Here is a 17,221-nt window from a genome sequence, read left to right on the forward strand (position 1 = left end):
CTGCGCCTCGCCGACGCGCCACAGCTGGCCACGACCGTCGTACAGCTCGGAGGCGGCGATCTGCCAGGAGTCCTCGTCGAGGTAGAAGCGGCGCTTGGCGTAGATGTTGCGCTCGCCGCTCTTCAGCGTGGCTTCCACCACCCAGACGCGGTGCAGCTCGTAGCGCGCCAGGTCCTGGTTGATGTGGCCGGCCTTGAGGATGTCGGCGTACTTCAGCTCGGGCGAGGCCAGGCGGTAGTTGTTGTAGGGGATGTACATCTCCTGCTTGCCGATCAGTTTCCAGTCGTAACGGTTCGGCGCGCCGTTGAACATGTCGAAGTTGTCCGAGGTGCGCAGGCCGTCGGCGGCGGTGCCCGGACCGTCGTAGGACACCTGCGGCGCGCGGCGCACGCGGCGCTGGCCGGCGTTGTAGATCCACGCCATGCGCGGTTCCTTCACCTGGTCGAGGGAGTCGTGCACCAGCAGCACGTTACCGGCCAGGCGCGCCGGCGCGGTCACCCGCTGCTTGAAGAACAGCAGCGCGTTGGCAGCCTTGGCCGGATCGAGATCGGGCATGTTGTCCGGCATCGCCACCTCGTCCTCGAACTGCACGAGGGTGAAGCTGCCGTTGGTCTGCGGCGTGGCCTGGACGATGGTGCGCTGCAGGTTACCGCCGCGGTAACGGGTGATGTGGTTCCAGATCGCTTCCAGGCCGTTCTGCGGGATCGGGAAGGCGTAGTAGCGGCTTTCGGTGAAGTTGGTCAGGCCGTTGCCGCCCTCGACCAGCCCGGTCTTCTGCGCGCTGAGCTTGGCCGCGGCATAGATCGCGTCCGGCACGGCCGCGCTGCGGTGGGTGGTGTAGACCAGCATCTTGTAGGTTTCCGGGTAGCGCTTGAACATCGCCAGCTGGCCGGCGCTGAGCTTGTCCTTGTACTGCTCGGCGTTCTGCGCGGTGATGGTGAACAGCGCCTTCTCGCCGGCGTAGGGATCGCCGACGAAGCCGTTCTTGCTGATCGGCGCAGCGTTGGTCGGCAGGCCGCCGGTCCACTCGGGAATGCTGCCGTCGGCGTTGCCGGCCTTCTCCCCGCCCAGCGGGGTCAGGCTGGTGCCGAGCTTGGCGATCTGGTCGGGGGCGACCGCCGCCATCACGCTGCCGGCGAGCAGCGAGAGGGCAAGCGCACCGAGGATTTTTCTTGTTGTATGCATCAGGGTTTCCTCACTTGCTGAAGGCCGCTTAGAAGTTCACGCCGAAGCTGAGCGCAACAAAGTCGCGATCGGTGAGCGTGTTGTAGTCGCCGCCGAAGAAGTTGGTGTACGAGAGGCTGGTGGTGTAGGTGTTCTGGTAGTCGGCATCGATACCGAAGCTCACCGCCTTGGCGCCTTCGTTGAACACGCCGTTCGGGCCGTAGCCATCGACGTCGTGCGACCAGGACACGTTGGGCCGCAGGTTCACGCCGGCGAACACGTTGTTGTAGTCCCAGATGCCGCGCAGGCGATAACCCCAGGAATTGGTGGTGACGAAGCCGTGGGTGCCATAGGCCGCCCGTTGCGTGGCATCGTCCGGGGTGCCGTAGATCGAATCGCGACCGTAGCGCAGCTCGCTGGTGCTCTCCAGATTCCCGACGTGGGTGAAGCCGACCTCGCCGACCAGGGTGAAGCGCTCGGCGCCCATCACCTGATCGAAGAAGTGCGTCAGGGTGGTCTGGATCTGGGTGATTTCCTTGCGGTTGTAGCCGCGGTTCTCGGCGCCCGCCGCGCTCGCCACCGGCGAGGTGCCCGGCGCGATCGGGTTGAGCAGCGCGCGGGTCAGGTCGGTGGTGTTGATCTGCACCGGCGCATTCGGCCGGTAGCTGATCTCGCCGGACCAGGCGGTGCCGGTGGGCAGCGTGGTGGAGAAGCTCATCCCGTAGAGGCGGATATCCTCGGGGTAGGACAGCGAGTAGCTGCCGTTACCAAGCAACACGCTCTGGGCGAGACCGGAAGCCGTCGGCGAGTAGCGCGGATCGGTGAAGCAGCTGGCCGGACCGCCGAACGCGCCGCAGACCTGCCCGAGGATGCCGCTCAGCGGCCCCGCCAGCGGGTTGGCGTTACCCAGCGCGGCGAGCGTCGCGGCGCTCGCCGTGCCGGTGTTCAGCACCGGCGTGCGGCTGTGGTAGTTCATGAAGTAGAAGCCGTACTCGGTGGCATCGCCCAGCCAGCGCAGCGCCAGGCCGTACTGACCCGAATCGCGGGCGTCGCGGTCCGGACCGCGCGGCACGATCACACCTTCGTTGGTAACGCCGAAGCCCTGGCCGAACGCCGCGGCGGCCGGCTGGAACGGAGCGATGGCGCCGCTGGCGACGTTGTAGTTGTTGACGCAACCGTCCTGGACAACGTCCGAGCCGAAGAAGGTGCCGCAGTTGTCGACCACCGTCTGGTCCCATTCCAGCTGGTAGAAACCTTCCATGCTCAGGCGGTCGTTAACGGTCTGCGAGAGGTACAGCATGTTCACCGGGATCAGGCCTTCCTTGATCTCCGCGCCCGGGCGGCGGAAGGCGGAGACGTCCAGCGGGTTGATCGAGTTGATGCTGTTCTGGATGAAGGTGCTTTCGCCCCAGCTCACCACCTGCTTGCCGACGCGCACGGTGCCGGGCAGGTCGCCGATGCTGTAGTTCTGGTAGACGAAGGCATCGAGGATCTGCGCGCCGGAGGACTTCGCGCCTTCCTTGCGGTTGGAGTCGCTAATGTCCTTGAACGGCCGGCTTTCGTCCTTCAGCTCGAAGTCGTACCAGTACTTGCCGCGCACGAAGACGCCGGTGTCGCGGTACTTCAGCTCCAGATCGTGGATGCCCTTGAAGATCTTCGAGAAGGTCTCGCCGCGCTTGAAGTTGAGACGGTTGTCGTCACCGGTCTGGGTGTAGCCGGTGCCGCCGTTGTTGATCCCGATGAGGTCGCGATCGGGCTTGGCGGTGGACCAGCTGGCCCCCACCGACAGCGACGAGTCGAGCTGACCCTCGACTTCACCGATGTTGAAATTGACGGCCCCTGCGGGGGCGGAAATTCCCATGGCGACGGCGAGAGCCAATAGCGTGGGCTGGACCTTTGCATGCCGTGTTGTTGTTGTCATTCGGCGCTCCTTGTTGGCGGATAGAACTGGCGCCAACCCTACTCACGCACCGACGCCCGGTTAAGCGCACCAAGGACGGATTTGGACTGTCGCCCGAAAGTATGAATGCCTGCGCCACGCCTGCGCCGGAGCCGCCATTCAGGCGCTGAATGGGGCCGGCCAAGAGCGACGGCGTGCCGGGCGTAACCAAAGCGCCCGACGGGCATCGGCGAAGGTGTTCCGCAGGCGCTGGATGGGTCGTTTCAGCGGGAAAAGGAACGCCACGCGACAGGGCGCGATGGCGGGGAAAGGCAGGGAATGGGCAGATGATGCCGGGAGAGACGCGACCTAGAAGCGCCCGTGGCGGCCGTCGCCGGCGCTGAAGCGCTTCCCGCCCTGCTCCGTCTCGCCGCTGTCAAGCACCGCCATGCCGCCGGCGAACTCGTTGGCCAGGGCTTCGGCGAACGGCAGGTCCCATTGCGCATGGACGCTGGCGCGGTCGGCCAGCAGGCAGGTGGGAGGAAACGCGGCGATCTCGGCGGCCAGCGCTTCGGCCGCGGCCCGTGCGCGGCCGGCGGCGACCACGCGACTGACCAGGCCGATCTGCAGGGCTTCTTCGGCATGCACGGGGCGGCCGGTGAGAATCAGGTCCAGCGCGCGACCCTGGCCGATCAGGCGCGGCAGGCGCACGCTGCCGCCGTCGATCAGCGGGACGCCGAAGCGCCGGCAGAACACCCCGAGCACCGCATCCGCCGCCATCACCCGCAGGTCGGCGAGCAGCGCCAGCTCGAGCCCGCCAGCCACCGCGTGGCCCTCGATGGCGGCGATCAGCGGCTTGCGCAGCTGCATCCGGCTCGGCCCCATCGGGCCGTCGCCCTGCGCCTGCAGGCGGTTGCGGCGTTCGCCGCCTTCGGCCACGGCGTGCAGGTCGGCGCCGGCACAGAAGGTCCCGCCGCTGCCGGTGAGCACCGCGACGCGTGCCTGCGGGTCTTCCTCGAACTCACGCAGCGCGGCGCTCAGCGCGTCGGCGGTGGCGCGGTCGACCGCGTTGCGCGCCTGCGGCCGGTCGAGGGTGATGACGGTTATCGCGTCCAGCCGTTCGACGATCACGCCCATGCAGAACTCCACCGAGGTGAGCGGCGCGACCGGTCAGCGTGCTGCCGTCGCGAACCGCGGGAGAAGCCGCAACCTGCCGTCCTCAGACCACGTATTTCTGCAGGTTGGCCATCATTTCCTTGAGCGCTTCCATGTTGTCCTTGGGATGCGCGGCGTTGTCGAAGTCGACGATCTGCTGCCAGTGCGCCGCCACGTCCTCCGGCGAGAAGCCGGCGCGCGGATCGAAGCCCGCGCCCAGGCTGCGCTCCCAGCGCACCTTGCCCATCCAGCCGCCGCCGACCTCGAACAGCCCGGAGGTGTCCTGGCACTGCTCGCTGCCGAGGTAGACCACCAGCGGGCTGACCAGCTCGGGCTTGAGTTGCTCGAAGACCTGCGGCGGGATCAGCCCTTCGGTCATCCGCGTACCGCCGGTGGGGGCAATGGCGTTGACCAGGATGTTGTTCTTGCGGCCCTCGATGGCGAGCGTGCGGGTCAGCCCGTAAAGACCGAGCTTGGCCATGCCGTAGTTGCTCTGCCCGAAGTTGCCGTAGATGCCCGAGGTGGACGCGGTGAAGATCACCCGGCCGTAGTTCTGCTCGCGCAGATGCGGCCAGGCGGCGCGGGTGACCTTGTAGGCGCCTTCGACGTGGACCTTGTAGACCAGGTCCCAGTCGGCGTCTTCCATCTTGTGGAAGGTCTTGTCGCGCAGGATGCCGGCGTTGTTCACCACCACGTCGATGCGACCGAAGCTGTCCAGCGCGGCCTGCACGATCTTCTCGCCATCGGTCACCGAATCATGGCTGGCGACCGCGGTGCCGCCCGCATCGCGGATTTCCGCGACCACCTTGTCCGCCGCGGAGGCGTTGGCGCCCTCGCCATGGGTGCTTCCGCCCAGGTCGTTCACCACCACCCGCGCGCCGTGTTTGGCGAACAGCAATGCGTGGGCGCGACCGAGGCCACCGCCCGCGCCAGTGACGATCACGACCTTGTCTTCGAAACGCACGGCTTGGCTCATGGGAAACTCCTTGGCAGGTTGAGATGCCCGAAGTGTCCAACAGACAGGAAACGGTCACAACCGAGACGACGCGCCTGAATGATGGTCGATAACGTCGCGGGATGGCCCAGGAACCGGCGAACGGGTCGCCGGCCCTGGCAGGTTCAGACCGCCTCGGCGTGCTGCGGCGCTTGCGCTGGCACCAGCCCGTCGCGGAACGCCAGGTAATGTGCCAGCACCTGCTCCGGTGCCTCGACCTGCGGGTAGTGGCCGATGCCGTCGAGAAGCACGCAGTCCGGTTGCGGAATCAGCTCGCGGTAACGCGCCACCATGTGCGCCCCGGAGATCGGGTCGACGGCGCCGTCGATCACCCGCAGCGGCACGTCGCTGCGCTGCATCGCCGTCACCCAGCGCTCGCGCTGCTCGCGACGTTCCGGCATGTAGCGAATTAGCCGGTGCATCACCGCAGCGCCACCGTTCTTCGCGATCAGCTGCCAGAACGCATCCAGCTCGGCCTCGCTCGGCTGGGTCTGCGGACCGAACACCTTGGCGAAGTTGGCCGCCAGGGTGCGCCGGGTGAACAGCCGGTCGACGAGGAAGCCGGCCGGGCTGAGCAGCAGTTTCTGCAGCAGCACCGGGTGATGGGTTTCGGGAAACAGGCCGCCGTTGAGGAACACGCAACTGGCCAGCCGCACGCGCCCTTCCTGATGCCGCGCGAGCAGCTCCTGGGCGACGCTGTCGCCGTAGTCGTGGGCCAGTACGTGCAGCGGACGGTCGATGGCCAGGTGCTTGATCAACGCCTGCTGCACGTCCGCCTGCTCCAGCAGGCTGTAGGGGTGGTGGCGCGGCTTGGCCGAGTCGCCGAAGCCGAGCATGTCGCAGGCGATCACCCGGTAGCGCTGCGCCAGCGGTGCCCACAGGCGATGCCAGTCCCAGCTGGCGGTGGGGAACCCGTGGATCAGCAGCAGCGGCTCCGCGTCGACCGGACCGGCCGCCCAGTGGCGGATTTCATGGCGATGGAACAGCAGCGTACGGCCCCGGGCGCGCCAGTCGTCCAGGCCGATGCCGACGGCGGCCATCAGGCGGCGTAGCCGGGATTGTGCAGGTCGAGCTTGCGCAGCAGCGCCGGCCAGGGCAGCGCGCCGCCCATGCCCTGCGGGCTGCGCATCACCCCGGCGATCATCGCCCGGGCGCCGTCGAGAACCTGCTGCGGAATGTGGATGAGTTCGGCACCGCCGCTCTGCGCCATCACCTGGATCTCGCAGGCGCGTTGCAGGGTGAACATGCCGAGGAAGGCGTCGGCGATGCTGCCGAAGGCGGTCAACAGGCCGTGGTTGGGCAGGATCATGAAGTTCTTGTCGCCGAGGTCGGCCTGCAGGCGCGACTTCTCGTCGTGGTTCAGCGCCACGCCTTCGTAGCCGTGATAGGCCAGGCTGGCGAGGACGAACAGCGACTGCTGCGACAGCGGCAGCAGGCCCTGCTTCTGCGCGGAAACGGCGATGCCGGCGGCGGTGTGGATGTGCAGCACGCAGCCGACGTCGTGACGGACTTCGTGCACCGCGCTGTGGATGGTGTAGCCCGCCGGGTTGAGGTCGTAGGGGCTGTCCATCAGCTTGTTGCCGGCCAGGTCGACCTTCACCAGGCTCGACGCGGTGATCTCGTGGAACATCAGCCCGTACGGGTTGATCAGGAAGTCGTCGGTGCCCGGCACCTTGGCCGAGATGTGGGTGAAGATCAGGTCGTCCCAGCCGTACATCGCGATCAGCCGGTAACAGGCGGCCAGGTCGATACGCGTCTGCCATTCGGCGGCGGAAACCTGGTTCTTCACTTCGGAGGGGTGCAGCAATTGGGCTACGGACACGGCGATCACCTCGGCATTTATTGTTGTGGGTGTGCCGAGAGTCTAGCGGCGCTTCGGCGCACGGCCAGTGGCCCTGGAAGCCAGTTTTGCGTCCGTCGCCGTTTCGCCGGCGACTGACCAAAGCGGCGCCGACCGCGACGGTTGGCGATGAAAACCAGGGCCGCTCGCGGCCCCGCGGCTCAGATCAGGTGGGCGATCAACGGCGCGGCGAACAGGTTGAGCAGGCCCATCAGCACCATCACCAGGCCGGCCACGGTGCCCTCCTCGCTGCCGACTTCCTGGGCGCGGGCGACGCCGGCACCGTGCGCGCCGACGCCGAACAGCGCGCCGCGGGCCAGCGCGCTGCGCAGCGGCAGCCACTTCAGCAGCAGGCCGCCGACCAGCGCGCCGAACACGCCGGTCAACATCACGAAGATCGCCGTCAGCTCCGGTACGCCGCCCAGGCCGGTGGCGATCGGCATGGCGAACGGCGTGGTGATCGAGCGCGGCACCAGCGACAGGCTGACCGGGCCCTCCAGCGCCAGCGCGTTGGCCAGCCACCAGGAACTGAGGATGGCCACGGTGCTGCCAGCGAGCATGCCCAGCGACAGCGCGGGCCAGTGGCGGACCAGCAGCGCGCGCTGCTGCCAGATCGGCACGGCGAAGGCCACGGTGGCCGGGCCGAGCAGCAGCACGAGCAGGTGCGTATTGCTGGAGTATTCGGCATAGGCGGTGTGCAGCGGGATAGCCACCGCCAGCAGCAGCGCCGGTACGAACAGCAGCGGCGACAGCAGGTAGCGGCCGCTGCGCCGGTACAGCCAGCGACTGAGCAGGTAGGCCGCCAGTGTCAGGACGAACCAGAACAGCGGCATCGGCTCAAGATTCATGGCGCAGACTCCAGCGGCACACCGCCTCCACCGTCAGCGCCGTGGCCAGCATCACCAGCAGCGTGCTGCAGGCGATCACCGCGAGGATGCGCAGGCCCTCGCTGCGCAGCAGCGCGCCGTAGTCGAGCATGCTCATCAGTGCCGGAATGAAGAACAGCAGCATCTCCGCCATCAACAAGCCGGCGCCCAGTTGCAGCGCGGCGGGCTTGATCCAGCCCGTGGCGAAGGCGGCCAGCAGCAGGCCGAGACCGATCACCCCGCCCGGAATCGGCCAGTGCAGCCAGAGCGCAAGCTGGGAACCGAATAGATAGAGACCGAGCAGGACCAGCAACTCGGAGAGCAGACGGGACAGATGGGTAACGCGGGCGCGGGTCACGGTGGATTCCTCAACAGTTGGAAGAAAGTCTACGGCGCGCGTTACCATCGAAAAAACGAATTGTTCGAATCACAGGTATTCCAGAATGGAATTCAGACAGCTGCGCAGCTTTGCCGAAGTGGTTCGTCAGGGCGGCTTTACCCAGGCGGCCCGCACGCTCAACGCCAGCCAGTCGGCGATCAGCAAACAGGTGGCGCAACTCGAGCAGCGCCTGGGCGTGCAACTGTTGCAGCGCCAGGGACCGCAGCTGCGCCTCACGGACGCCGGCGAAATCGTGCTGCGTCGCGTCGAGGAGCTGCTGCGGGTACGCAAGGAACTGCTCAGCGAACTCGACGACCTCAGCCATCTGGCGCGCGGTGAGCTGAACCTCGGCCTGCCGATGCTTGGCAGCAACGCGCTGTTCGCCGGGCCTTTCGCCGAGTACCGACGGCGCTACCCGAACATCGCCGTGCACCTCACCGAGGACGGCAGCAAGAGCATCGAGCAACTGGTGAGCAGCGGCGAACTGGAGATCGGCGCCGGGATGCTCTCCGACGACCCGGCATTCGAGAGCCAGCTGTTCTGCAACGAGCCGCTGGACATCCTGCTGCCCACCGACCATCCGCTGGCGGGCGAAGGCAGCCTGGAACTGGCGCAGCTGGCCGACACGCCGTTCCTGCTCTACCAGCGCAGCTTCACCCTCAACGACCGCCTGCTGCAGGCCTGCCTGCAGGCCGGCTTCAACCCGCGCGAAGGGGGCCGCAGCGGCCAGGCCGACTTCCTCGCCGCCCTGGTCGCCGCCGGCCAGGGCACGGTGCTGCTGCCGAGCATCGTCGCCCGCGGGCTGATGCGTCCCGGCGTTGTGCGCCTGACGCTGCGTGACGACGACCTGCGCTGGAACATCGGTTTCATCTGGCGCCGCGATGCCTACCTGTCGCATGCCGCGCAGGCGTGGCTGGCCCTGCTGCGCGAATACCCGCCGCCGTCAGACTAGCTCGGGGAACTCGCCGGCCAGGCGCGGCCATTCGCGCTGCGCCTGCGGGTCATCGGCGAGCAGGCGAAAACCCTCGAAGCGAAACTCCGGCGCGACCGTGCAGCCGACCAGCGTGTAGCGCCCGAGCGCGCGCGCCGCCTGCCAGGCATGCGCCGGCACCGCCGCCTGTGGCAACTGGTCGACGGCGAGCGGGCCGAGGCGCTGGCTACGCAGCTCGTCGGGCGATTCGGCGATCAATAGCTCCAGCGCGTCGCCTTCATGGAAATGCCAGATCTCTTCGGCATCCACCCGATGCCAGCGGCTGGCCTGCCCTTCCAGCAGCAGGAAGACGATGCTGCTGCAGGCAGCGCGCTCGCCATGGCGCTGCGCCGAGACGAACAGCCGCCGGTAGTAGCCGCCCTCCGGATGCGCCTGCAGGCCCAGCGTGTCGATCAGTTCCTGCGCGCGCGGATGCACCTCAGGCGCCCAGAGCGAAGATGAATTCGCCCAGCCAGGGTTCGGCGTCGGTTTCCGGCGTCACCGTTTCGCTGGCGTCCAGGCGCAGCATCGGCAGCACCTCGCGCACGCCCAGCTCGGCGAACAGCTCGCGCAACTGCTCGCCTCCGGCGCAGAAACTGTCGCCGTAGGCCGAGTCGCCCAGGCCGATCACCGCTCCCGGCAGGCCGCGCCAGGACGCTGGAAGCTGGTCGCGGATGGCGTGGAAAAGCGGCTGCAGCGTCTCCGGCAATTCGCCGACGCCGGTGGTCGAGGTCACCGCGAGGATCGCGTCGGCGGGGAATTCCAGCAGCTCGCCCAGTTCGGCGCGTGGCTTGTGCAAGGTCTGCAGGCCGGCGTCGCGCAGCAGTTGCCCGGCATGCCGGGCGACTTCCTCGGCGGTGCCGAAGACCGAGCCGGAGAGAATCAGAACGTTCATACGAGGGTTCCAGAACCAGTCGGAGGGCGGATTATGCAATAACTGTATGAGCGGGCCCGATCATTTAGAATCGCGCCTCTACCCTGCGGAGCCCGGAATGATCAGTCCCAAACTGCTGCAATTGGTCATCGACGCGTCCAATGACGGCATCGTGGTCGCCGAACGCGAAGGCGACGACAACATCCTCATCTATGCCAACCCGGCTTTCGAACGGCTCACCGGCTATCGCGCCGAAGACGTTTTGTACCGGGATTGCCGCTTCCTGCAGGGCGACGACCGCGAGCAGCCCGCGATTCGGGCGATCCGCGCCGCGCTGCAGGACAACCGACCCAGCCGGGAGATCGTGCGCAATTACCGCAAGGACGGCAGCCTGTTCTGGAACGAGCTGTCCATCACGCCGGTGCACAACGAGGCCGACCAGCTGACCTACCTGATCGGCATCCAGAAGGACGTCACCGAATTCGTCGAGGCCTGCGAACGGGTGAAGGCGCTGGAAAGCGAAGTGGCCGCTTTGAAGGCTGCGCTCAGGAAAGCGACGGAAGGCTGAACCCCCGCAGCAGGCAAGGGTCGAACATGGGTTATCCCCCGAGTCGGGAGCCTACCGATGCAAGACGATCCGCTGCTTACCGCCGACGAGCTGGCCTATATCCGCAGCCTCCTCAACGAGGGCGAGGGCGCGCGACTCAATGCGTCCAACTTCCTGATCGACAGCAGCCCGCAAACCCAGGCGCTGCTGGCGGCGCTCGGCTCACGCGCGCAACTGTCGCTCGAGGCGCAGATCGGCCATCAACGCCTGACCTTTCCGCTGCAGCTCGTGGAAGACGAGTCCCAGACGCTGCACCTGAAGCTGGAAGCCCCGCGCATCTTCGAACAGGGCCCGGTCGACCGACCGTGGCGCCTGCACCTGAACAAGCCCGTGGCGCTGCTCGACGAACGCGGCGAGGCCAGCGACCTGCGGGTCCACGAACTGTCGCCGAACGGGCTGTTGCTGGAAGTCAACGACGTCGCCCCGGCGCGCTTCGAACTTTCCCTGCCGCTCCCCGGTGCGAAGCCGATTCCGCTGCGTGGCCGGCTGGTGCGCAAGGTGGGACAGGGACTGTGTGCCTACCGCCTGCTGCACGAGAACGAGCGCACGCTGCGGCGCCTGCACACGTTCATCTTCCAGCAGCATCGTCTTCAGCATCCGCAGTTGCACGCCAAGGCACGCAGCGCCGTCGACGCCTGACGAATCAGGTATCGAGGCGCTCGTCGAGAAAGCGCAGCAGGCGCTTGTGCATCTCGCGCCCCTCGCTGCCGAGGCAGCCTATCGGGGTTCCCGCCAGTTGAGCCTCGGCGAAATCCGCCGCGGCGCCCGCCAGCAACAGCGGGCAATCGAGCATCAGCGCCAGCTTCGACAGCTGCCGCGGCAAGCCCGCGTCGCGCGGCTGGTGGGAAAGCACCACCACGGCATTGGGCTGGAGCTTCTCGCCAATCAGCAGCAGCTCGTTCAGCGGCACGCCGAAGCCCGGCAGGCTGATCGACACGTCCGGCCCGCCGAGCAGCACGCCGGCCACCAGCAGCTCCAGTTCCCGGCAATGCCCGGGCACCGCCACCAGCAGCACGCGCGCGGCGTCATCGCTGCGGGTCAGCTGCAGGCGCAGCAACGCGCGCCCACGCAGGAAGCCGTCGAAGAACAGCCATTCGCTGGTCTTGCCGAACTCGCCCTGATGCACCAGCAGCTCTTCCCAGACGGGCATCAGCACCTCTTGGAACAGCGCCGCCAGCGGGTAGCTGGAAAACAGCAGGCCGTAGAGCCGTTCCAGCCCCTGCTCGTCGAAGGTCGCGACGGCGCGCCTGACCCGCGCCTGCCATTCCGCCCATTCGCCGCCAACCGCCGCGCGCTCGGCGACCACGCTTTTCGGCACGCTCTCGCCACGCGCCAGCACGGTGCCCACCTTGCTCACCGCGACGCCGCGTTCGAGCCACCCGAGAATGCTGTGCACGCGGTCGATGTCCGCCTGCGAGTACAGGCGGTGGCCGCTGTCGGTGCGGGTCGGTTCGATCAGGCCGTAGCGTCGTTCCCAGGCACGCAGGGTGACCGGGTTGACGCCGGTCAACCGCGAAACCTCGCGGATCGGGAACAGCTCCTGGCGTTTCAACGCCTCGGAGGCAAGGGAAGCTGCATGGGAGAACTGAGTCATGGCGCCGCCAACTCGCGAAGATGTCGCACAGTGTAACGCGCGAGGGAAACGCTCGGCAGCATCCGACCCGGCAGGACGCCGGCCCATTTGGCGACAACCGACCAGAAGACGCGCCCTGCTGGTGCGAACTTGGCGCGCCGCTGCGACTTGGGTGGGCAATTTCCGTGATTGACGGGGAGCGAGGCTATTCCCTGCAGGCAAAGCGACCGCTAAAGACCGGCCCACCCTCGCGTCGAAAAAGCCCGGTTCACGCGCCGTACACGGCGCTTTTCCACGCCACGCATGGGCATGCGGGTAGCGCTGCGACGCCGCCATGAGGAATAATCCTTGCTTGTCATTTCAGGCAGCCCACCACCCCGGCGCTGCGTGATGCGAAACGTCCTACCCGGAACGCTCGCCCAATCGATGGAGATACACAATGTCTACCGAACCCGTCACCCTCATGGTGGCGCGCCGTGTCGCCTATGGCCGCTATCAGGATTTCATGACCTGGCTGCGCGAAGGCGAACAGCTCGCCGCGGACTTCGCCGGTTACCTCGGCTCCGGCGTCCTCGCCCCGCCCGCCCACGACAACGAATTCCAGATCGTCTTCCGCTTCGCCGACGCCGCGACCATGGCTGCCTGGGAACATTCGGCGTCGCGCAGCGCCTGGCTCGAACGCGGCCAGGGCCTGTTCGCCCAGCCGCACGAGCGTCGCGCCCAGGGCCTCGACGCCTGGTTCGGCAGCGCCGACAAGCGCCCGCCACGCTGGAAGCAGAGCGTCGCCGTATGGCTGGCGTTCTTCCCGGTGTCGCTGGCCTTCAACCTGCTGTTCGGCGACGCCCTGGTCGCGCTGCCGCTGGTGCAACGGGTACTGCTCAGCACCCTGGTGCTGACGCCGGTGATGGTCTGCCTGTTCATCCCGCTCTCCACCCGCCTGCTGGCGCCCTGGCTGGAAGGCAGGCGCCCGCGCGACCGCGTGGCACGCACCGGCAAGCCGGCGTTCGACGCGAAGTAGCCAGCGCGCCGCCACCCGCGGCCGCCAGGCTGGCCGCGGGCGGCGCATATGCATAAGATGGGTCATGCCGTAACGGATTGAATTTATTCGACATGACCACTCCTCTCCTGATCACCGGAACCAGCAAGCGCGTCGGCTACGAATTGGCCCTGAGCCTGGCCGAGCGGGGTTACGACATCCTTTCGGTGAACCGCACCGACACCTCGCCGAAGCATCCGCGGATCGTCCATTTTCAGGCGGACCTGATGGACCGCGCCCAGCGCGAGCAGCTTGTCGCCCATGTGCGAACCCGCCACGACGCGCTGCGCGGCATCGTCCACAACGCCTCGCAGTGGCTGGACGACAGCCTGGAAAACCTCGAGGCGATGCTGCGCCTGCACGTGGAGGCACCGTTCCAGCTGAACCTGGAGCTGGGCGACTGGCTGAAGAAGGCCGGCCGCGCCGACATCATCCATATCTGCGACGAGAGCGCCTCGCGCGGCAGCAAGAACCACGTCGCCTATGCCGCGAGCAAGGCCGCGCTACAGAACATGACCCTGTCGTTCGCCGAGATGTACGCGCCGAACGTGCGCGTCAACAGCATCTCGCCGGGCCTGCTGATCCTCAAGGAGGACAGCACCCCGGAATACGTCGAGAAAACCTTCCGCAAGGCGCTGCTGGAGTTCGAGCCCGGGGCCGAGCCGCTGATCCAGACCGTCGCCTATCTGCTCGAATCCAACTACACCACCGGCAGCAACGTCGTGATCAACGGCGGCCGGCACCTGAGGAAGGAAGCCCCGCTTGATTGATTCGAAGAAGATCATCTACCTGCCGCGCTGGATCAAGATCACCATCGTCACCGCGCTGTTCAGCTGCCTCGCCGCCTCCATCTACATCTCGCTGTCCTTCGTCGGCGTTCCCGACCGCAGCGACTGGATTCTGCTTTCGCTGTCGATGGCGCAGATCACCGCCACGGCGCTGGTGATCAGCATGGTGCTGATCTTCGGCGAGCGCGAAGCCAACCTGCAGTTCCTGGTGAGCAAGACCGAGCGCCTGCTGCTCAAGCAACTACCGTCGGTGCTGGAACGCATCGAGGACTCGAACGGCCACAAGCCGAAGGTGCAGGTCTCGAAGATGAACAACATCTTCGGCGCCAACTACCGCCTGGACACGCCGGGCGTGGCGACCAAGATGTGGATCGGCTTCAACGTGGACAGGATCATCATCGCCTACTTCCTGCCGGCCGCGCAGACTACCGACGAGGTGCGCGAAACCTTCCGCTACACCTTCGGCGGCGCCGAGTCGGTGGGCTACAAGGTCAACTACGAGGAAGCCACGATCAAGGACAGCGGCGAACAGATCATCTCGATCTGGTGCACCTGGCCGGCGATCCAGGACAGCTCGCACCTCTCCACCGAGCTGCTGAGCAACCCGGAGAAGAAGCTGTTCATCATTCAGGACATCGCGATGATGACGCAGTCGTTCATCCGCACCGCCGAGCGCAACTCGGTCGGCATCCTCACCCGCTGCGACCCGGGCCCGCTCTAGACGCTCACTCGGCGAACGCGACCGTGCTCATCAGGGCGATGCCGGCGCGGGCGTCCAGCCGGGTGTGCTGCACCACCACCGGCACGTCGGATTCGATCACGCTGGAGTAGTCGGTCTCGCGCGGCAGTGGCTGCGGGTCGTCGAGGTCGTCGTAGCGCACATGCAGCGTGCGCCGCGCCGGCACCTCGAGGCGATACGGGCCGATGGGCTCGCGGTCGGTGAAGTACAGCGTGATGGCGACCTTCGCCGGCTGCTCCCCGGCATTCAGGATGCACGCCGCCTCGTGGCTGCGCAGGGTGCGGTCGTCGGGGTTCGGACCGAGCGGCGGCAGGTAGCCTTCGGCGATCACCCAGCGTTTCTTTCCAATGGACATGCTTACTCCCCATGGGATGCGATGCGCCCGCCCGAGCGGCAGGCACCTGATGTCCGGACCCGGCGGCGCGCGGCAAAGTTCCTCGCGAAGGCTGGCCGGCGAGCCCTCCGAGCGAGGCTGGATGATCGTTCCGGCCCCGCGTTATCATCGCCACGCCTCACCGCCCGCTGCCTCGCGCCGGGCATCGATCAATCCGCCCGCGAGAATCGAGATGACCGAAGAACAACGCATCGAGCTCGAAGCCGCCGCTTTCCGCCAGTTGGTCCAGCACCTGCGCTCGCGCCCCGACGTGCAGAACATCGACCTGATGAACCTCGCCGGCTTTTGCCGCAACTGCCTGTCGAAATGGTACAAGGCCGCCGCCGACGACCTTTCCCTGGACGTCAGCCCGGAGCAGGCGCGCGAGGAAATCTACGGGATGCCTTACGCCGACTGGAAAGCCAAATACCAGAGGGAAGCCAGCGCCGAGCAGAAGGCCGCTTTCGACAAGGGAAACAAGGCATGACGCTGGACGACTTCCGCGCCGCCCTCGGCAGCGACGCGCATCGCTTCGCCGACACCCTCGCCTTCATCGAGGCCAACTACCGGTTCAGCCCCAGCGCCTTCGTCAACGGCGCGGTGGAAAATGCCGAGGGGCAGAACGAGGGTTCCTGCAAGACCCTCGGCCTGGCGCAACTGGAGGCACTGAGCGACGAAGAAGCCCTGCGCGCGTTCGGCGAACACTACCGCAGCGTGCTGGCTAATCCGCAAGGCAGCGACCACGGCAACATCCGTGCGCTGATGAAAACCGGGCTGGCCGGCGTGCGTTTCACCCGCCAGCCGTTGGCCCGCAAGGCCTGACGGTCCCGCTCAGGCCTGGTCGAGGTAACGCTCCACGTCCAGGGCGGCCATGCAGCCGGCACCGGCCGAGGTGATCGCCTGGCGATACACCGAGTCGGCGACGTCGCCGGCGGCGAACACGCCCGGCAGGCTGGTCGCGGTGGCATTGCCGTCGCGCCCGCCACCCACCACCAGATAACCGTCGCGCAGCGCCAGCTGGCCCTCGAACAGGCCGGTGTTGGGCGTATGGCCGATGGCGACGAACAGCCCGTCGACCGCGAGGTCCTCACTGCCTTGGGCGGTTTTCAGGCGCACGCCGGTGACGCCGCTGGCATCGCCCAGCACCTCTTCCACTTCGGCGTGCAGCTTGAGCACGATGCGCCCTTCGGCGACGCGGGCCTGCAATTTGTTCTGCAGGATCTTCTCGGCGCGGAAGCTGCCGCGGCGATGCACCAGGGTCACCTTGCTGGCGATGTTGGCCAGGTACAGCGCCTCTTCCACGGCGGTGTTGCCGCCGCCGACTACCGCCACTTCGCGATTGCGATAGAAGAAGCCGTCGCAGGTGGCGCAGGCCGACACGCCGCGGCCCATGAAGGCTTCTTCCGAGGGCAGGCCGAGGTAACGCGCGCTGGCGCCGGTGGCGACGATCAGCGCATCGCAGCTGTAGCTGCCATTGTCGCCGTGCAGGACGAAGGGCTTTCCAGCCAGGTCCACGCCGTTGATGTGGTCGAAGACGATCTCGGTCTCGAAGCGCTCGGCGTGCTCCTGCATGCGCTGCATCAGCGCCGGGCCGGTGAGGCCGTGGGCATCGCCGGGCCAGTTGTCGACCTCGGTGGTGGTGGTCAGCTGGCCACCGGCCTGCAGGCCGGTGATCAGCAGCGGCTTGAGGTTGGCGCGGGCCGCGTAGACCGCCGCGGTGTAGCCGGCGGGACCCGAGCCGAGAATGATCACCTTCGAATGACGATCGGCAGACATCACGGACTCCTCGAATAAAGCGGAGCCGCCAGGCAATAGGGGAAGACTCAACAGGCGGCTCCGAAAAAACACGCCGACCCGATGCACGTTCTCGCAGGGTTCGGCTCGAATGCGCTGGAGCCTATAGCCGCCTTCTGCCTGGGCAAAGTGGCGCTTTTCAATTTCCCCGATAGGCAGCGGCTATCGTATGTGGTGTCGCCGCTGTCCC

General features: G+C 67.0%; 21 protein-coding genes. 8 read left to right on the forward strand and 13 right to left on the reverse strand.

Translation table 11 applies throughout. The annotated features are described in order from the left end of the window. The 8 genes from B3E91_RS04050 to B3E91_RS04085 form a co-directional block, all read right to left on the reverse strand. Positions 1 to 1,185 (reverse strand): DUF1329 domain-containing protein (locus B3E91_RS04050; RefSeq protein WP_287028479.1); only part of this gene is annotated, 1,185 nt, incomplete at its 3' end. A 28-nt stretch (positions 1,186 to 1,213) separates the two neighbouring features. After that, on the reverse strand, positions 1,214 to 3,025 hold the full coding sequence (locus B3E91_RS04055; protein ID WP_414708195.1) for a DUF1302 domain-containing protein: 1,812 nt from the start codon (positions 3,023 to 3,025) through the stop codon (positions 1,214 to 1,216). Between the two features lie 387 nt (positions 3,026 to 3,412). Next, a complete protein-coding gene (locus B3E91_RS04060) occupies positions 3,413 to 4,180 on the reverse strand; it encodes a crotonase/enoyl-CoA hydratase family protein (protein ID WP_287028481.1) in 768 nt (255 codons plus the stop codon). A gap of 82 nt (positions 4,181 to 4,262) precedes the next feature. Continuing rightward, positions 4,263 to 5,174 (reverse strand): SDR family oxidoreductase, encoded by a 912-nt coding sequence (locus tag B3E91_RS04065; protein WP_287028482.1) that lies wholly within the window; start codon positions 5,172 to 5,174, stop codon positions 4,263 to 4,265. Positions 5,175 to 5,317: 143 nt separating this feature from the next. Next, complete coding sequence (locus B3E91_RS04070) at positions 5,318 to 6,232, reverse strand: alpha/beta fold hydrolase (RefSeq protein WP_414708192.1); 915 nt, start codon at positions 6,230 to 6,232, stop codon at positions 5,318 to 5,320. Beyond that, positions 6,232 to 6,999, reverse strand: a complete 768-nt coding sequence (locus B3E91_RS04075) for a class II aldolase/adducin family protein (RefSeq protein WP_175534336.1) — start codon at positions 6,997 to 6,999, stop codon at positions 6,232 to 6,234. Before B3E91_RS04075 ends, B3E91_RS04070 begins: the two co-directional genes overlap by 1 nt. 194 nt (positions 7,000 to 7,193) lie before the next feature. Beyond that, positions 7,194 to 7,880: an LrgB family protein gene (locus B3E91_RS04080; RefSeq protein ID WP_090226923.1), complete on the reverse strand. Its 687-nt coding sequence runs from the start codon at positions 7,878 to 7,880 to the stop codon at positions 7,194 to 7,196. Beyond that, entirely contained in the window at positions 7,870 to 8,256 is a 387-nt protein-coding gene (locus B3E91_RS04085) for a CidA/LrgA family protein (RefSeq protein ID WP_287028483.1), read from the reverse strand. The genes B3E91_RS04080 and B3E91_RS04085 overlap by 11 nt, the downstream gene beginning before the upstream one ends. Before the next feature lie 85 nt (positions 8,257 to 8,341). Here B3E91_RS04085 and B3E91_RS04090 point away from each other — a divergent pair, with 85 nt between their 5' ends. Continuing rightward, positions 8,342 to 9,229, forward strand: a complete 888-nt coding sequence (locus B3E91_RS04090) for a LysR family transcriptional regulator (protein WP_287028484.1) — start codon at positions 8,342 to 8,344, stop codon at positions 9,227 to 9,229. On the opposite strand, the gene B3E91_RS04095 is transcribed toward B3E91_RS04090, so the two are convergent. Beyond that, positions 9,221 to 9,685 carry a cupin domain-containing protein gene (locus B3E91_RS04095; protein WP_287028485.1) on the reverse strand — a complete coding sequence of 155 codons (465 nt, stop codon included), beginning with the start codon at positions 9,683 to 9,685 and terminating at the stop codon, positions 9,221 to 9,223. The genes B3E91_RS04090 and B3E91_RS04095 overlap by 9 nt on opposite strands. A gap of 1 nt (position 9,686) precedes the next feature. Beyond that, entirely contained in the window at positions 9,687 to 10,142 is a 456-nt protein-coding gene (locus B3E91_RS04100) for a flavodoxin (protein ID WP_287028486.1), read from the reverse strand. 97 nt (positions 10,143 to 10,239) lie between these two features. Here B3E91_RS04100 and B3E91_RS04105 point away from each other — a divergent pair, with 97 nt between their 5' ends. Both B3E91_RS04105 and B3E91_RS04110 read left to right on the forward strand, forming a co-directional pair. Then, the gene (locus tag B3E91_RS04105; protein WP_273231969.1) at positions 10,240 to 10,689 is read left to right on the forward strand and encodes a PAS domain-containing protein; all 450 of its coding nucleotides are present in this window, start codon (positions 10,240 to 10,242) and stop codon (positions 10,687 to 10,689) included. Between the two features lie 57 nt (positions 10,690 to 10,746). Then, on the forward strand, positions 10,747 to 11,367 hold the full coding sequence (locus B3E91_RS04110) for a hypothetical protein (protein ID WP_273231967.1): 621 nt from the start codon (positions 10,747 to 10,749) through the stop codon (positions 11,365 to 11,367). Positions 11,368 to 11,371: 4 nt separating this feature from the next. Here B3E91_RS04110 and B3E91_RS04115 read toward each other — a convergent pair whose 3' ends face one another. Then, complete coding sequence (locus B3E91_RS04115; protein WP_287028487.1) at positions 11,372 to 12,322, reverse strand: MerR family transcriptional regulator; 951 nt, start codon at positions 12,320 to 12,322, stop codon at positions 11,372 to 11,374. 418 nt (positions 12,323 to 12,740) lie between these two features. Here B3E91_RS04115 and B3E91_RS04120 point away from each other — a divergent pair, with 418 nt between their 5' ends. The 3 genes from B3E91_RS04120 to B3E91_RS04130 all read left to right on the forward strand — a co-directional run bounded on the left by B3E91_RS04120 (position 12,741) and on the right by B3E91_RS04130 (position 14,846). Further along, the gene (locus B3E91_RS04120; RefSeq protein WP_287028488.1) at positions 12,741 to 13,319 is read left to right on the forward strand and encodes an antibiotic biosynthesis monooxygenase; all 579 of its coding nucleotides are present in this window, start codon (positions 12,741 to 12,743) and stop codon (positions 13,317 to 13,319) included. Positions 13,320 to 13,411: 92 nt separating this feature from the next. Next, the gene (folM, locus tag B3E91_RS04125) at positions 13,412 to 14,107 is read left to right on the forward strand and encodes a dihydromonapterin reductase (RefSeq protein ID WP_273231961.1); all 696 of its coding nucleotides are present in this window, start codon (positions 13,412 to 13,414) and stop codon (positions 14,105 to 14,107) included. Then, positions 14,100 to 14,846 carry a hypothetical protein gene (locus tag B3E91_RS04130; RefSeq protein WP_273231959.1) on the forward strand — a complete coding sequence of 249 codons (747 nt, stop codon included), beginning with the start codon at positions 14,100 to 14,102 and terminating at the stop codon, positions 14,844 to 14,846. Before folM ends, B3E91_RS04130 begins: the two co-directional genes overlap by 8 nt. Positions 14,847 to 14,850: 4 nt before the next feature. Here B3E91_RS04130 and B3E91_RS04135 read toward each other — a convergent pair whose 3' ends face one another. Continuing rightward, positions 14,851 to 15,219: a sensory rhodopsin transducer gene (locus B3E91_RS04135; protein ID WP_273231957.1), complete on the reverse strand. Its 369-nt coding sequence runs from the start codon at positions 15,217 to 15,219 to the stop codon at positions 14,851 to 14,853. A 211-nt stretch (positions 15,220 to 15,430) separates the two neighbouring features. Between B3E91_RS04135 and B3E91_RS04140 the strand changes: the two genes are divergently transcribed. Beyond that, entirely contained in the window at positions 15,431 to 15,724 is a 294-nt protein-coding gene (locus tag B3E91_RS04140; protein WP_273231954.1) for a DUF1244 domain-containing protein, read from the forward strand. Further along, positions 15,721 to 16,059: a HopJ type III effector protein gene (locus B3E91_RS04145; protein WP_273231953.1), complete on the forward strand. Its 339-nt coding sequence runs from the start codon at positions 15,721 to 15,723 to the stop codon at positions 16,057 to 16,059. The genes B3E91_RS04140 and B3E91_RS04145 overlap by 4 nt, the downstream gene beginning before the upstream one ends. A gap of 9 nt (positions 16,060 to 16,068) precedes the next feature. Here B3E91_RS04145 and trxB read toward each other — a convergent pair whose 3' ends face one another. After that, complete coding sequence (gene trxB / locus B3E91_RS04150) at positions 16,069 to 17,013, reverse strand: thioredoxin-disulfide reductase (RefSeq protein ID WP_287028489.1); 945 nt, start codon at positions 17,011 to 17,013, stop codon at positions 16,069 to 16,071. Positions 17,014 to 17,221 lie beyond the last annotated feature (208 nt).

The organism is Pseudomonas sp. UBA6310 (assembly GCF_002438225.1).
GTDB classification, from domain to species: Bacteria; Pseudomonadota; Gammaproteobacteria; order Pseudomonadales; family Pseudomonadaceae; genus Pseudomonas_O; species Pseudomonas_O kuykendallii.